We start from the raw sequence: 16,757 nt of genomic DNA, 5'->3' as shown, positions 1-16,757 counted from the left end.
TATACGTTAGGAGTGTAATTGATATGGATTTAGTAAAAACATCTCAAGCAATAAAAAATGGTCAAGTTTCACTTGGAATTGAATTAGGCTCAACACGTATCAAAGCAGTTTTAGTTACGGACGATTTTAAGACAATTGCAACAGGGAGCTTCAATTGGGAAAACCAATTGGAGGATGGTCTTTGGACTTATTCTCTTGAACAAGTTTGGACGGGGATTCAAGCTAGTTATAGACAAATGGCTGCAAATGTTCAAAGCAAATACCATGAATCATTAACAAAAATAGATTCAATTGGTATCAGTGCTATGATGCATGGTTACCTTGTCTTTTCGAAATCTGATGATTTATTAGTTCCCTTTAGAACATGGAGAAATAATAATACAGAACAATCAGCTGATGAATTAACAGAGTTGTTAAACTTCAATATTCCACAACGTTGGAGTATTGCACATCTTTATCAAGCTGTTTTAAATAATGAAGCCCATGTAAATGACATTGGTCATTTAGAAACATTAGCTAGTTATGTTCATTATATGTTATCTGGTAAAAAAGTTATCGGAATTGGGGATGCCTCTGGTATTTTCCCAATTGATGAAAAAACAGGCACATACTCAGCTGATTTATTAGATAAATTCAGTGGTATTGAAAAAGTTTCTGCTTATGATTGGGATATTAAAGACATCCTACCTACTGTTTTGAGAGCTGGTGAAAATGCTGGATCATTAACAGATACAGGAGCTAAATTACTTGATGTTAGTGGCAAACTTGAAAGTGGTAGCTTGATGGCACCACCTGAAGGTGACGCAGGTACAGGGATGGTTGGGACCAACAGTGTACGTAAGAGAACAGGTAATATCTCAGTTGGAACCTCTGCTTTTTCTATGACTGTTTTAGATCAGCCTATGAAAAAAGTGTACAAAGATATTGATATTGTAACAACACCAAGTGGTGCGCCAGTTGCAATGGTTCATGTTAATAATAGTTCGTCAGATATTAATGCATGGGCTTCAATCTTTGGCGAGTTCGCAGCAAAACTAGGTGTTCATTTAACACCAGATCAGTTGTATGAACGATTATTCTTAGAATCAACTCATGCTGATGCCGATGCAGGTGGATTAATGAATTATAGTTACTTATCAGGTGAAAATATTACACATATGCCTGAAGGTCGTCCATTATTTGTTCGAACACCTAACAGTAACTTTACATTACCTAACTTCATCAAGACGCAATTATATGCGGCATTTGCACCACTTAAGATTGGAATGGATATTTTAAGTCAAGAAGAACATATCCAAACTGATGTAATGATTGCTCAAGGTGGTATTTTAAAAACAGCTGTAATCGGACAACAAGTATTAGCTAATACGTTGAATATTCCAATTACGGTTATGAATACTGCTGGTGAGGGTGGACCTTGGGGAATGGCTGTCTTAGCAATATTTGCTAAGAAAAATAATAACGGTCAAAGCTTAGAAGACTTCTTAGATCATGAAGTTTTTGTAGACCCAGAAAGTATGACGTTAAGCCCAGAACCTGAAGGTGTAGAAGGTTACAATACATTTATAGCTAGATACGAAGCTGGCTTGTCTATTGAGTCAGAGGCAATAAAAAAAATTAAGGAAGAAAAGAGGAACTAGTATATATGTTAGAAAAGCTAAAACAAGAAGTGTACGATGCTAACATGCTGTTACCTAAGTACAACTTAATTACCTTTACATGGGGTAACGTGAGTGGAATCGATCGTGAAAAAGGGTTATTCGTCATCAAACCATCTGGTGTTGATTACGATGATTTAAAACCTGAAGATATGGTTGTTGTTGATTTAGACGGTAAGAAAATTGAGGGTGATATGAATCCCTCAAGCGATACAGAAACGCATCGCATTCTATACAATAACTTCCCTAATATTAAAGGTGTCGTTCATACTCACTCACCTTGGGCTGTTTCATTCGCACAAGCAGGCTTGGATATTCCAGCAGCCGGTACAACACATGCAGATACCTTTTATGGCTCAGTTCCAGCAAGCCGTATCATGAATGAAGCTGAAGTTGTCACAGAATATGAAAAACAAACAGGTGACGTGATTGTCGAAACGTTCAAAAAACGTGGACTCGATCCTGATCAAATTCCAGCTGTTTTGGTTAATGATCATGGTCCATTTACATGGGGTACATCTGCTTTAGATGCTGTGCATAATGCTGTTGTCTTAGAAGAAGTTGCAAAGATGACTTATCATACATTGCAATTGAATCCACATGCAATTGACATGCCACAATACTTATTGGATAAGCATTTCCTAAGAAAACATGGTAAAAATGCATATTATGGTCAAATTAAACACTAAAACACGTTTTTAAAAATAATAAACTATTAGGAGGAATTATATTATGTTAAAAGTTAGTGAAAAAGAATTTTGGTTCGTTGTCGGTAGTCAAGGTTTATACGGTCAAGATGTTTTAGACGTTGTTCAAGGTGATGCAGAAAAAATTATTGATAATTTAAATGCTAGTGGTTCACTACCATACAAAATTGTCTTTAAAGAAGTTGCAACAACTGCTGAAGTTATTACTAACATCATGAAAGAAGCTAACTTTGAAGACAAAGTTGCTGGTGTGATTACTTGGATGCATACTTTCTCACCTGCTAAAAACTGGATTCGTGGAACAAAATTATTACAAAAACCATTGCTACATTTAGCAACACAATTTGGTGAAAATATTCCTTGGTCAACAATTGATATGGATTACATGAACACAAACCAAAGTGCTCATGGAGACCGTGAATACGGCTTTATCAATGCTCGTCTTCAAAAACATAATAAAGTTGTTGTTGGTTACTGGAAAGATGAAGCAGTTCAATCACAAATTGCTGACTGGATGGATGTTGCTGTTGCTTACGGTGAAAGTTTCAACATTAAAGTTGCTCGTTTTGGCGATAACATGCGTAATGTTGCCGTTACAGATGGTGATAAAGTTGAAGCACAAATCAAATTTGGTTGGACTGTAGATTACTTTGGTATTGGTGATTTAGTTGCTGAAATGAAAGAAGTAACTGACGCTGAAATTAATGCAACATATAAAGAATGTGAAAGTATGTACGATATGGTTGTTGGCGACAACGATCCTGCCTTCTACGAAGACCATGTTAAAGAACAAATTAGAATTGAAATTGCTTTACGTAAATTTATGGAACGTGGTGGCTACAATGCATTCACATCTAACTTCGAAGATCTTTGGGGCATGAAACAATTACCAGGTATGGCTGTTCAACGTTTAAACGCTGAAGGTTATGGTTTCGCTGGTGAAGGTGACTGGAAGACTGCTGCAATCGACCGTTTGATGAAGGTTCTTGCACATAATAAAGCTACTGGATTTATGGAAGATTACACGTATGATTTACGTGCGGGTCATGAAGTAACTCTTGGTTCACATATGTTAGAAGTTGATCCTACATTAGCTTCAACAAAACCACGCGTGGAAGTACATCCATTAGGTATTGGTGACCGCGAAGATCCAGCTCGTTTGATCTTTGATGGTTCAAATGGTAAAGGTGTCGTTGTTTCAATGTCTGACTTTGGTACTGAATACAAATTATTAATTAACTCTGTTGAAGGTCAAAAACCAGAAGTTGAAGCTCCTAACTTGCCAGTAGCTCGTCAATTATGGATTCCAGAACCAAGTTTTAAAGAAGGCGTTCATTCATGGATTGAAAATGGTGGTGGTCATCATACTGTTCTTTCAATGAACGTGAAGGAACAACAAGTTGTTGATCTTGCTAAGATGTTTGATCTTGAATATGTTGAAATTAAAAAATAATTAATATTTTAAAGGATATCGCTGTTAAAGCGATATCCTTTTTTTGTGTAAGAAGAGTAATCAAATATGATTTATATCAAATAAAATCGGTGCTTACGAAAATAAAGATTCGTAAGCACCGATTTAGATTTCTAATGATAATAATTGAGAATTTTATCTGCATCTGAAAAAATAATCTCAGACTTTCGTGTTATAGATTTCCATCCACAATTTGTTCTAAAGTTGTTTTTGAAGGGATAAAGAATAAATTACCGGTTTCAGCGGTACTGAAATCTAATAATCGATCACTTTTACTTTCGAACATATTAATGAGCATTCGATTAGTTACTGCAAAATGACGTGCGTAACCAATGAAGTATGTCCCTGTAATGTCTTTCCCAGGTTCTGAGAAGGGAACGTTCATACGGACAATTTTATGCTCAATGCCATCTTTCATATCTTGTGAAGCAACGTTATGAGAATTTGGTAATTTTTCTTCGTCAGTTAATTCTAAATCAGAATCTTTCTTCCGACCAATTGCTTTTTCTTGGTCTTCAGTCTTTAAGGCATTCCAAGCGGCCATATTATGGATATACTTTTGAGCAAAAGCATAAGAACCGTTTGTAAAATCAGGATCTTCGCCCCCAATAACGGCGTAATCGAGTGCTTCATTAACATCTGGGTTTTCAGTACCATCAATGAAACCAATAACGGCGCGGCCTTCAAAATAACGGAAGCCGTGTGTTTCATCTTCTACAGTTGTGACATCCTTAATGAAAAGCATAAATTGCGCCATAACTTCATAGACAACAGCACTTTCACCAGCGCGAACATGAAAGAATAAATCGCCAGGAGTTGAAATGGCAGTGTATTTAGGCCCAACAATTTCTTTAAAATGGGTAAGTTCAACAGGTTTGATAGCATCAGGGAAAAGATAATCCCAAGCATCAGAGCCAAAACCAAAGGCAACTTTTAAGTTAGCTTTTGGATAACGAACGTTCATACTACGGATGATGGCCGGAATACGGTCAGATAGCTCTTGAACTGCTTCTAATTCAACTTTTTGATCTTTGTGATTTAAGTTTAGAATGGTGAAATTAACAGCTTCACCTAAATCTTTATAAACATCTTGTGTTAACTTTTCGTTTACTGACATAATAAATGCTCCTTAGACTTTTAATTTCCTTTAACGATTATAACCATTTTACCTGCATTATGTGGTGAATTTAATTGTTTATGGGTTTCAATAATATCGGTTAAATTAAAGTGATATTTTTTTGCTATTTTAATTTCTAATTCATCTTGCATCATTAAATCTGTTAAGAAAGTTAGCGTGTCACTATCTTTTAACTCTTTAACATTCTCAACAAGGTAGTAATCTGCGAGTGGCTTTGATGCTTGAACAGAGTCGGTTGGAACGCTAACTAACGATACCATTCTGCCGTTTGTCTTCAATGCTTTGACGCCTACCTCACTGCCAAGACCGCCAGGAGTTGCATCAACAACAATGTCAGCCATATCTTTAAAAGTTTCGGCGGGATTTTCTTTATCGTAGGCGCTATAATGATCTGCACCTAGTCGACGAACATAGGGTTCGTTGGTGCTTGAACCACTAGCGAGAACAGTTAATTCCATCAATTTAGCAAGTTGCACTAAAATCGATCCGACACTTCCAGAAGCGCCTTCAATAAAGATGGTTTCACCAGCCCTTGCTTTTGCAAAAAAGTTCAAAATATTGTATGCCGCTATACCAGGTGTTGGTAGCCCAGCAGCTTCAGCAATCGTCATATTATCAGGTCGCTTAGCAATATGTGATGTAAAGACGACAAGTTCTTCTGCGTAGCCACCGAAAGCCTTATGAACAACAACAGCATCACCGATATTAAAATGAGTAACTTCATCGCCAATTTCAGTAATAATACCCGTTACGTCACCTCCAGGTACAATTGGAAATGGTAAAGGCATAACGTCTTTCATATAACCGGCACGTAAAATTGCATCAAATGGGTTAATGCCAATCGCTTCGATTGAAACCCTAACCTGTTTTGATTTAAGCGCTACTTCTGGATTAACTTTTAATTCCTCAAATACGGTTGCGTCACCATATTGGTTAAAGCCAAATGCTTTCATAAGTATAACCTCCCTAGATTAAAATCATATTGGTACTAGTCCCAATATACCATAATTTTAAGAAAAGGTTTACAAAACGAGGGAGAATAACAAATTTTGTAACAATGTATTTTGCGCAATCTAATTGACAACGTATTTTTGAAGATGTATAATATCCATATTGGTAAATGATAGCGTTTTCATAAATAATTAAAAAGAAAGAATGTGAGTTATTTGGAAAAATATATTTTATCTATTGATGAAGGAACGACAAGTACAAGAGCAATTATATTTAATCACAAAGGTCAGAAAGTTTCTGATGCACAACGCGAATTTCCACAATATTTTCCTCAACCTGGCTGGGTTGAGCACAATGCAAATGAGATATGGAACGCAGTATTATCGACAATCGCAAATACATTTATCGATTCCGGGATTAAACCTAAGCAAATAGCAGGAGTTGGGATTACCAACCAACGTGAAACAACTGTTATCTGGGATAAGAAAACGGGATTACCCATCTACAACGCAATTGTTTGGCAATCACGTCAAACGGCAGAAATTGCGGAACAATTAAAACAAGATGGCTATGATGAATTAATTCATGAAAAGACAGGATTACTGATAGATGCCTACTTCTCAGCAACTAAAATTCGTTGGATTTTAGATCATGTTGATGGCGCCCAAGAAAGAGCCGAAAAAGGCGAATTACTTTTTGGAACTATTGATACTTGGTTAACATGGAAATTATCAGGTGACGAAACACATGTAACTGATTATTCTAATGCTAGTCGGACAATGTTATTTAACATTCATGATTTGAAGTGGGATGAAGAAATTCTAAAAATTATGAATATTCCAGCAGTTATGTTACCAGAAGTTAAATCAAATTCTGAAGTTTACGGACATACGAAAGATTATCATTTTTATGGTAGTGAAGTGCCAATTTCAGGAATGGCTGGAGATCAACAAGCTGCTTTGTTTGGTCAAATGGCATTTGAACCAGGAATGGTTAAGAATACTTATGGAACAGGTTCATTTATTGTCATGAATACAGGGACAGAACCTAAATTATCTAAAAATAATTTATTAACGACAATTGGTTATGGGATTAATGGTAAAGTTTATTACGCTTTGGAAGGTAGTATCTTCGTTGCTGGTTCAGCAATTCAATGGTTAAGAGACGGGATGCGCTTGGTGGAACATGCACCAGACACAGAACAAGCAGCTAAAGAATCGACGAATGATAATGAAGTTTATGTTGTACCTGCCTTTACAGGATTGGGAGCACCTTATTGGGATCCTGATGCACGAGGTTCAGTCTTTGGAATTACTCGTGGAACAACACGTGAAGATTTCATTAAAGCAACGTTACAATCATTGGCTTACCAAACTAGAGATGTTGTGAAAACAATGGAACTAGATACGGGAATTAAAATTCCGTTACTAAAAGTTGATGGTGGTGCAGCTAAGAATGATTATCTGATGAATTTCCAAGCAGATATTTTAAATACACCTATCGAACGTGCTCATGACCTTGAGACAACTGCTTTAGGAGCAGCCTTCTTAGCTGGATTAGCCGTTGGTTATTGGAAAGACCTAGAAGAACTCAAAGCTGAGTATACTGAAGGGGATATTTTTAAACCAACAATGCCTGTGGAAGAAAGCGAAGATCTATACGCAGGTTGGCAACAAGCGGTTGAAGCAACTCGAGTATTTAAACATAAACCAATGAAGAAAAACAATAAATAAGGGGGATACAACTATGTCATTTTCAGCAACATCAAGAAAACAAGATATCGAACGATTAAAGAATGAAGAATTGGATTTATTAACAATTGGTGGTGGTATCACCGGTGCCGGCGTTGCTATTCAAGCAAGTGCTATGGGTTTAAATAACGGATTAATTGAAATGCAAGATTTCGCTGAAGGAACATCATCGCGTTCAACAAAATTAGTTCATGGTGGTATTCGTTACTTGAAGACATTCGACGTCGGAGTTGTTTCTGATACTGTTCAAGAACGTGCAGTGGTTCAACATATTGCACCACATATTCCACGTCCACAATCAATGTTATTGCCTATTTATGATGAACCCGGCGCAACTTTTGATATGTTCTCAGTAAAAGTTGCAATGAATTTATATGATCAATTGGCAGGTGTTGTTGATCCTCAATGGGTTAACTACACAATTTCTAAAGCAGAAGTTTTACAACGCGAACCACAATTAAAATCTGATAAATTAATGGGTGGCGGTGTCTACCTTGATTTTAAGAATAATGATTCACGTTTAGTTATTGAAAATATCAAAAAAGCACATGAAGATGGCGGCTTGATGGTTAGTCGTATCAAGGCTTTAGACTTATTGCATGCTGACGGTAAAATTACTGGTGTTCATGTATTAGATTTAATTAGTGGCGAAGAATTTGATATTCATGCTAAATATGTTATTAATACAACGGGTCCATGGTCTGATTTTATCCGTAAAATGGATACTGATGAAGATTTTGTACCACAAATGCGCCCAACAAAAGGTGTTCATTTAGTTGTTGATTCTAAAAAATTAAATGTACCACAACCAACATACTTTGATTCTGGAAAACAAGATGGTCGTATGATCTTCGTTGTGCCAAGAGAAGATAAAACATATTTTGGAACAACAGATACTGATTTCCATGGTGATTTTGAACATCCTCGTGTTGAACAAGAAGATGCTGATTACTTACTTGATATTATTAACGAACGTTTCCCAACAGCTAATGTCAAAATTAGTGATATTGAATCAAGTTGGGCTGGATTACGTCCATTGATTTCATCAAACGGAAGTTCAGATTACAATGGTGGAAACTCAGGTAAAATTAGTGAGAAGAGTTTCAATGATGTTATTAACGTTATTGAACGTTTTGAAAAAGATGAAGTAACTAAAACAGATGTTGAAGATGTCTTGAATGATTTGGAAAGTACACTTTCTGAAGATAAGACAAGTGCATCACAAGTTTCACGTGGAAGTTCATTGACTATTTCAAAAGATGGCTTATTAACATTAGCTGGTGGTAAAATTACAGATTACCGTAAGATGGCTGCCGGTGCCATGGCTGCAATTACAAAATTATTGAAAGATAATTATAGTCAAGAATTCAATGCGATTGATTCTAAAAACTTACCTGTTTCAGGTGGTGATATTGATCCTAACAACGTTGAAGCAACAATTAGTTTCTTCGCAAAACAAGGAATGGACAATGGGTTGACTGAAGAAGAAGCTACAGTATTTGCTAACTTATTTGGTTCAAATGCAGCACGTGTATTTAGTCAAATGACTCACGTTAAAGCAGCAGAAGGACTTTCTTTAGGTGAAACAGCTAGTCTTCACTATTCAATGGAAGAAGAAATGACGTTAACACCAACTGATTACTTAATGCGTCGTACTAACCATATTCTTTTCCATCGCGATACATTAGATGCTGTTAAAGTTGGCGTAATTAACGAAATGGCAAGTTACTATAGCTGGACTAAAGAAGAAAAAGCAAAACAAACTGCAGATTTAGATGCAACAATTGCAGAATCAGATATGAATTACTTAAAATAACCATCAAAAATAGGGGTGAGTGTGATGACAACAAGTCTTATGACGCAACTTTTGGGTGAATTTTTAGGCACAATGATTTTAGTATTATTAGGTAATGGGGTTGTTGCTGGTGTTTCGTTACGTAAGTCAAAAGCTGAAGGTGCTGGTTGGATTGCAATCACATTAGGTTGGGGAATTGCCGTAACCTTGGGTGTCTATGCGTCAGCCTTTATGGGACCAGGACATTTGAATCCAGCTGTAACTTTGGCAATGGCAATTGTTGGTAAGATTGCTTGGTCTTCTGTATTACCATATATGGTTGTCCAGGTTGCTGGTGGTATCGTTGGTGCTTTTCTGGTATGGGTTCAATACATGCCACATTGGAAAGAGACGAAAGATTCTGATGCAATATTTGGATCATTCGCAACTGCTCCTGCAATAAAAAGTAATCTATATAACTTTTTAAGTGAATTAATTGGGACATTTGTCTTAATCTTTAGTTTGCTAGCATTCACAAAAGGTAACTTTACAGATGGTTTAACACCAGTCGTTGTTGGTATCTTAATTGTTGGTATTGGTCTTTCACTTGGTGGGACAACTGGTTATGCAATTAATCCGGCCCGTGATTTAGGTCCTCGTATTGCACATGCTATTTTACCAATTGCGAACAAAGGTGGATCAGATTGGTCATATAGTTGGGTACCAATTTTCGGACCATTTGCTGGCGCAGTGATTGCCGCAGGGTTATTCTTAGCTGTAGCATAGGTTAAATGTCTGAAATAATTTATTATTAAGTTAAACCTCTATTATTGAATTTTAATTCAATAATAGAGGTTTTTTATAGTAAATTTTAAAGGGTATTTTTATTGTATATTGATAAATTATGCGATATAATAATTTTTCAATCGTATTTATACGAATAGATTAAGCATAATAAAGGATGTGTAACAGTGACTGTATCTTACTTAAGACTGGCAACGCCAGAAGACTTACCAGCAATTACAGGAATTATTGAGGAAGCAAAAGCTTACCTTAAAGAACAGGGAATTGACCAATGGCAAGGTGCTTACCCGGCGGCGAACCATTTAGAACAAGATATTAAAGATCAATTGACTTATGTCTTAATGGTTGGAGATGAAATCGCAGGAACTGCTGCACTTTGGCTAGGAATAGATCCTATGTATCTTAACATTGAAGATGGCGAATGGATTAATGGCCCACAAGCACGTTATTCGGCTATTCATCGAGTTGCTGTTTCTTCAAAATTTAGAGGTCAACGTTTATCAGAAAAAATGATTTCAGGCTTATTAACAATTGCGAGATCATTGGGTTACAAAGATGTTCGCGTTGATACACATCCTGAAAATAAAGGGATGCAACATGTCATTACCTCAAATGGATTTGATTATAAAGGTATCATTCATATGGAAGATGGCGTTAACTCAGCACGATATGCTTACCAAATTATTTTAAAATAAAACGTTTAAGACAGCGAATGATATCGCTGTCTTTTTTTGTGAAAAAAGTAACAATTTGAATTTTGATAAGGTATACTAGTATCAATATGAAGGAGGGATTTTTTTGATTTCAACAGCAACGACTTTAGCGGGTTCAAATTTTGATAATTGTATGATGAATGCATCGGGTGTTTATTGTATGGATAGCGACGAATTACTTGCCGTCGAAAGTTCTAAGGCGGCAACTTTTGTAACGAAGAGTGGCACGCTTCAACCACGTAAGGGTAATCCAGAACCTCGTTATTTTGAAACAGAATTCGGTAGTATTAATTCAATGGGCTTACCAAATAATGGCGTTGATTACTATTTAGATTTTGTCTCTCAAAATCAGATAAACCATCCTGGTAAAACATACTTTTTATCAATTACGGGTTTTAATCTAGCGGAAGATCTCGAGTTACTTCAAAAAGTAACAGATTCAGATTTTGCAGGAATTGTTGAATTAAATTTATCTTGTCCTAATGTACCAGGAAAGCCCCAAACGGGTTATGACTTTGAAACAGTTGATGCGATATTAAAAGCTGTTTTTAATAGTTATCACAAACCGTTAGGAGTTAAATTACCACCGTACTTTGATATTATTCATTTTGATCAAATGGCTGCTATTTTAAATAAATATCCATTGTCTTATGTCAATAGTATCAATAGTATTGGGAATGGACTATATATTAATGATGATACAGAAACGGTCGTTATTAAACCCAAGCAAGGTTTTGGTGGTATTGGCGGCGAATATGTTAAGCCGACTGCTTTAGCTAATGTACATGCGTTCTATCAACGATTAAATAAGAATATTCAAGTAATCGGAACTGGTGGCATTCAAACTGGTAAAGATGTTTTTGAACATATTCTATGTGGAGCAAGTATGGTGCAAGTTGGAACAGCGTTGATGGTTGAAGGACCCGCTGTTTTTGAACGACTAACAACTGAGCTAGAAGAAATTATGGCAGAAAAAGGGTACCAAAGTATTGAAGATTTTAGAGGAAAATTGAATTATTTATAGGGATGAGATAGGGAAAATTATACCAACTTTATACGAAGGTATATGGGCAAACAGCTGAAATTAGTCATGGACTAATGGACTATAGACGTAACGATATTTAGCTTTAAATGGAATGAGATAATTTACCTAATTAAATGGTGAATTATCTCATTTTTAATTAATAGAATAGTGTTAGTAGTAGTTAATATTTATAGATAAAAAAATATTAGTAGTTATGTGTGCAAACGCTTGCACAATGCTTTATTCAGTGCTATTATTTAGACAAGATAAGTTGGGTGCAACATAAAAGGGGAGTTTAATATGACAGATTACATTACAAGCGATTTAGAAAAAGATATTACCGTTATTAATGCTTTTGATTTAGAAAAAGATGCAGAAAAGATTATTCCAAAGGGTGGATTTGGTTATATCTCTAGTGGAGCTGGAGATTTGTATACTTTAGAAGAAAATATAAAGGCATTTAATCATAAACTAATTAGACCTAGAGTGTTACAAGAAATTGATCATCCCGATACAAAAACAACTATTTTCGGAGATGAAATCACATCGCCTATTATTATGGCACCAGTTGCTGCACATGCATTAGCTCATGTTAAAGGTGAAATTGATAGCGCTAAGGGTGTTTCAGATTATGGTTCAATCTACACAGCAAGTTCATTTGCAACGAAATCATTTAAAGAAATATCAAGTCAAGCTAATGGTCAACCACAATGGTTCCAATTCTATATGAGTAAAGACGATGGTATTAATCGTAATATTATGGATGAAGCAAAAGCTAATGGGGTTAAAGCAATTGTTTTAACTGCTGATGCAACTGTTGGTGGTAATCGTGAAACAGATAAACGTAATGGATTCACTTTCCCACTAGCAATGCCAATTGTTCAAGCTTATCAAAGTGGTGTTGGTCAAACAATGGATGCTGTTTATGGTTCAGCAAAGCAACGCTTAAGTCCAAAAGATGTTGAATTCTTAGCAGAATATTCAGGTTTACCTGTCTTTGTTAAAGGAATCCAAGGTGGAGAAGATGCAAGTGTTGCAATTAATTCAGGTGCTGGTGGCGTCTGGGTTTCAAATCATGGTGGTCGTCAAATTGATGGCGGAATCGCTGCATTTGATGCACTTCAAGAAGTAGCAGAAACTGTTGATAAGCGTGTGCCTGTTGTCTTTGATAGTGGTGTAAGACGTGGAGCTCATGTTTATAAAGCCTTAGCAAGTGGTGCAGACTTAGTTGCAATCGGTCGCCCAGTTGTTTATGGCTTGGCACTTGGTGGTCATAAAGGTGTTCAAAATGTCTTTAATTACTTCCAACATGAATTAGAATTAACAATGCAATTAACTGGAACGCATAATATTGATGAAGTTAAACGTACTAAATTAATCGATAATCCTTACGGAAATTAAAAAAATATAAAAGTTAGTTAGCACTTAAAAACTGTTAGATTGGTTGTTAAAACCTTTTTAACAGTTTTTTTATTTTTGAAAATAGTCAAAACACGAACTTTAAATGTTAATAAATCTACAAAAGTGCGTATTTTGTATTGATTTTTTATTTAATTCGCGTAATATACTGTACATAATATAAAAAATCACAACATAGGGAGATTATATTGCATGAATAATACAGAGGGAAAATCAGGTATTTTTGATCGGTTATTTCATATTAATGAGTCAGGTTCAACGGTTAAACGTGAATCAATGGCTGGATTAACAACTTTCGTATCTATGGCTTATATATTATTCGTTAATCCTCAAGTTTTGGGCGCTGCGGGTATGGACAAAGGAGCTGTGTTTACAGCAACAGCAATATCTGCCGCGTTCGGTTGTTTCTTGATGGCATTCTTAGCTAATTATCCTATCGCAATTGCTCCAGGATTAGGTGACAATGCATTCTTTACTTATTCAGTTGTTATTGGAATGGGTATTCCATGGCAAACGGCAATGGCCGGTGTTGTGGTTGCCTCAATTATCTTTATGCTTATTACGTTCTTTAAAATTCGTGAAATTGTGATAGATGCAATTCCACATGACTTAAAATTAGCAATGGCCGCAGGTATTGGGTTGTTTATCGCTTTTGTTGGATTACAAGAAGGTGGACTTATCATTGGAAACCAATCAACATTGGTCGCGATTGGTTCACTAACGGTGCCAACTACATGGCTGACAATTTTTGGACTCGTTGTGATTGTTATCTTAATGGCTAAAAAAATTCCTGGCTCAATCTTTATTGGAATGGTTGCGACAACTATTTTAGGGTTAGTTATGGGACTTATCAAATTACCAACACATATTATTTCTTCTGTTCCAAGTTTGGCACCAACATTTGGAGTAGGGGTTGAAAATTTACATAAAATTAACTCACTTCAACTTTGGTCTGTTGTTTTAATATTCTTGATGGTAGCCTTTTTCGATACGGCGGGAACTTTAATCGGGTTAGCTACTCAAGCAGGATTTATGAAAAATAATAAAATGCCACGAGTTGGTCGCGCGTTATTATCTGATTCTGCTTCAATGTTAGCCGGATCTGTTCTGGGAACAACACCAACTGCTGCTTATGTTGAATCATCAGCTGGAATTGCAGTTGGGGGAAGAACTGGACTGACATCATTAGTTGTCGGGTTTATGTTCGTTCTAAGTTTATTCTTTTCACCACTTCTGACAGTTGTGACATCACAAGTGACGGCGCCCGTTTTAATCGTTGTTGGTATTTTAATGGCACAATCATTAAAGGGTATTGATTGGGGTCGATTTGAAGTAGCAGTACCAGCATTTTTAATGGTTGTCGGAATGCCTTTAACTTACAACATCTCGTATGGTATTGCCTTTGGTTTCGTATTATACCCAATTACAATGATGGCAGCAGGTCGTAGAAAAGAAATCGGGCCTGTAATGTATATCTTGTTCTTTGTATTCCTATTCTTACTTTACGTATTAAATATTCTTCAATAACATATAAAATTGATGGGTGGATAACTAAATGACACAGACGTTAGCACAGTTAAAAGACTATATTTCTGCAGGTGCAGCAAAAATTCCTGCAGATTTAGTAATCGAAAATGGCAAGTTAGTTAATGTTATGACAAGTGAGATTTATCAAGCAAATGTAGCTATCTATAAAGAGAAAATTGTTGCGATAGGTAATATTGAAGCTTATATCGGCAATGATACGGAACATATAGATGCAACTGGAAAGTATATAACGCCAGGATTAATTGACGGACATATTCACGTTGAATGTAGCAAAATGAGTATGACAAGTTTTGCTAATGCTGTTGTACCTTTTGGAACAACGAGTATTATTTCTGGTTTAGATGAAACAATATCAGTTGCCGGACTAGAAGGTGTTCAAGAAGTTTTTAAAGAGGTAGAAAAATTACCGCTTAATTTATTTTGGGGTGCACCATATAAGACACCATATACAATTCCAAAATCAACAATTGCTTTTAACATCGATTCAGATGTTCAAGAAACAATTCAAAAATGGACAGAATGTTACGGTATCTGGGAAACGGTTAGAGAAGCTGTTGAAACACAAGATGAAGATACGTTAAAAACGTTGGTTCACGCACAAAATAATCACCAACCCATTTTCGGTTGTGCACCAATGGCAACCGGATTGAAATTGAATGAGTATTTAGCAAGTGGTGTTCGCTTAGATCATGAAAGTTATAGTCATGAGGAGCTTGTTGAAAAAGCACGGAATGGGATGAATATTTTAATCAGGGAATCATCCGTTACACATTTCTTGGCAGAAAATATTCGAGCAGTTACTGAAGTTAATCCAGCAATTGCACGACATGTTAGTTTCTGTACAGATGATGTAACTGCATCTGATATTTTACAAAAAGGACATCTTGATAACCTTGTTAAATTAGCTATTCAAGCAGGTGTAGAACCAATTACAGCAATTCAAATGGCAACAATAAATAGTGCTGAAGCTTATCGAATTGATGATCAAGTTGGGTCTGTATCGCCAGGAAGACTTGCTGACATATTGATTGTTGATCAGCCAAGTTCATTTAATGTAGAAATGGTTATTAGTCGGGGCAAAGTTGTTGCCAAAAATAAAAAAATAAGTGAAATGTTGATTGCACCAATCAGAAGTAATTTATTTAAAGGCCAGTTGAAGCATGAGTTAACCTCTGAAAAAGATTTTGAATATAAAGTTAATGAAAAAGTAGGAATGGCAACTGTCCAAACAATTAATAGTCAGGGTGCTTTTGTTCGAAAAAGAAAAGATGTTGAATTAACGATAGAAAATAATATCGTACAACCTAGTCCAGAAAAAGATGTCGCTTTAGTTTCTGTATTAGAACGATTTGGTAAAAATGGAAATCAGGCACTTGGATTTACATCTGGATGGGGCTTGAAAAAAGGGGCAATGGCATCATCTTCTGCACCTGATGATAATAATATTGTCGTTATGGGTGTCAATGCAAATGATATGTCGATTGCTACAAATGAATTAATTAAAGCAGGCGGTGGTCAAATTGTTGTTATTGATGGAAAAATTATTTCATTTTTAGCATTACCTGTGGGTGGTATCATGAGCGACTTATTACCAAGTGAAATTGAAACTGGCGAAATTGCGCTAAGAAAAGGGTCAAATTTAATGGGTAGTGATTTACCTGATCCAATATTTTATATGTCATTTTTACCAATTACGGCAATTCCAGATTTGGCAATTACTGATTTAGGCATGGTAGATTGTGTCGCTTTAGAAATAGTTGATCCAATTATTAAGATATCATCTCTTAAAGGATAAGGAG

At 35.9% G+C, this 16,757-nt stretch carries 13 protein-coding genes; 11 read left to right on the top strand and 2 right to left on the bottom strand.

The window, feature by feature from the left end:
- Window positions 1-23 precede the first annotated feature (23 nt).
- The 3 genes from AC1RPG_RS01005 to araA are packed head-to-tail and all read left to right on the top strand — an operon-like array spanning window position 24 to window position 3,818.
- Entirely contained in the window at window positions 24-1,640 is a 1,617-nt protein-coding gene (locus AC1RPG_RS01005; protein ID WP_481761008.1) for a xylulokinase, read from the top strand.
- 5 nt (window positions 1,641-1,645) lie between these two features.
- A complete protein-coding gene (locus AC1RPG_RS01000; RefSeq protein WP_409021771.1) occupies window positions 1,646-2,347 on the top strand; it encodes an L-ribulose-5-phosphate 4-epimerase in 702 nt (233 codons plus the stop codon).
- A 43-nt stretch (window positions 2,348-2,390) separates the two neighbouring features.
- Window positions 2,391-3,818 (top strand): L-arabinose isomerase, encoded by a 1,428-nt coding sequence (araA, locus tag AC1RPG_RS00995; protein ID WP_481761007.1) that lies wholly within the window; start codon window positions 2,391-2,393, stop codon window positions 3,816-3,818.
- Between the two features lie 190 nt (window positions 3,819-4,008).
- Here araA and AC1RPG_RS00990 read toward each other — a convergent pair whose 3' ends face one another.
- Both AC1RPG_RS00990 and AC1RPG_RS00985 read right to left on the bottom strand, forming a co-directional pair.
- Window positions 4,009-4,953 carry a Dyp-type peroxidase gene (locus AC1RPG_RS00990; RefSeq protein ID WP_481761006.1) on the bottom strand — a complete coding sequence of 315 codons (945 nt, stop codon included), beginning with the start codon at window positions 4,951-4,953 and terminating at the stop codon, window positions 4,009-4,011.
- A 20-nt stretch (window positions 4,954-4,973) separates the two neighbouring features.
- A complete protein-coding gene (locus tag AC1RPG_RS00985) occupies window positions 4,974-5,927 on the bottom strand; it encodes an NADP-dependent oxidoreductase (RefSeq protein ID WP_481761005.1) in 954 nt (317 codons plus the stop codon).
- Window positions 5,928-6,140: 213 nt separating this feature from the next.
- Here AC1RPG_RS00985 and glpK point away from each other — a divergent pair, with 213 nt between their 5' ends.
- The 8 genes from glpK (at window position 6,141) to AC1RPG_RS00945 (ending at window position 16,753) form a co-directional block, all read left to right on the top strand.
- Window positions 6,141-7,658 (top strand): glycerol kinase GlpK, encoded by a 1,518-nt coding sequence (glpK, locus tag AC1RPG_RS00980; protein ID WP_481761004.1) that lies wholly within the window; start codon window positions 6,141-6,143, stop codon window positions 7,656-7,658.
- 13 nt (window positions 7,659-7,671) lie between these two features.
- Window positions 7,672-9,492, top strand: coding sequence for a type 1 glycerol-3-phosphate oxidase (gene glpO, locus AC1RPG_RS00975; protein ID WP_481761003.1), 1,821 nt, complete (start codon window positions 7,672-7,674; stop codon window positions 9,490-9,492).
- A gap of 24 nt (window positions 9,493-9,516) precedes the next feature.
- On the top strand, window positions 9,517-10,236 hold the full coding sequence (locus AC1RPG_RS00970) for an MIP/aquaporin family protein (RefSeq protein WP_409022824.1): 720 nt from the start codon (window positions 9,517-9,519) through the stop codon (window positions 10,234-10,236).
- 185 nt (window positions 10,237-10,421) lie between these two features.
- The gene (locus AC1RPG_RS00965; protein ID WP_409021765.1) at window positions 10,422-10,949 is read left to right on the top strand and encodes a GNAT family N-acetyltransferase; all 528 of its coding nucleotides are present in this window, start codon (window positions 10,422-10,424) and stop codon (window positions 10,947-10,949) included.
- A 103-nt stretch (window positions 10,950-11,052) separates the two neighbouring features.
- Window positions 11,053-11,991: a dihydroorotate oxidase gene (locus AC1RPG_RS00960; protein WP_481761002.1), complete on the top strand. Its 939-nt coding sequence runs from the start codon at window positions 11,053-11,055 to the stop codon at window positions 11,989-11,991.
- A 300-nt stretch (window positions 11,992-12,291) separates the two neighbouring features.
- Window positions 12,292-13,392 carry a lactate oxidase gene (locus tag AC1RPG_RS00955; RefSeq protein WP_481761001.1) on the top strand — a complete coding sequence of 367 codons (1,101 nt, stop codon included), beginning with the start codon at window positions 12,292-12,294 and terminating at the stop codon, window positions 13,390-13,392.
- 210 nt (window positions 13,393-13,602) lie between these two features.
- Window positions 13,603-14,937 carry an NCS2 family permease gene (locus tag AC1RPG_RS00950; RefSeq protein ID WP_481761000.1) on the top strand — a complete coding sequence of 445 codons (1,335 nt, stop codon included), beginning with the start codon at window positions 13,603-13,605 and terminating at the stop codon, window positions 14,935-14,937.
- A gap of 28 nt (window positions 14,938-14,965) precedes the next feature.
- On the top strand, window positions 14,966-16,753 hold the full coding sequence (locus AC1RPG_RS00945) for an adenine deaminase C-terminal domain-containing protein (RefSeq protein ID WP_481760999.1): 1,788 nt from the start codon (window positions 14,966-14,968) through the stop codon (window positions 16,751-16,753).
- Window positions 16,754-16,757 lie beyond the last annotated feature (4 nt).

Source organism: Dellaglioa sp. CoH-57-MRSF-18 (assembly GCF_056781995.1).
Note: the sequence above shows the minus strand (reverse complement) of the source record. Positions and strands in the feature narration are given on the sequence as shown.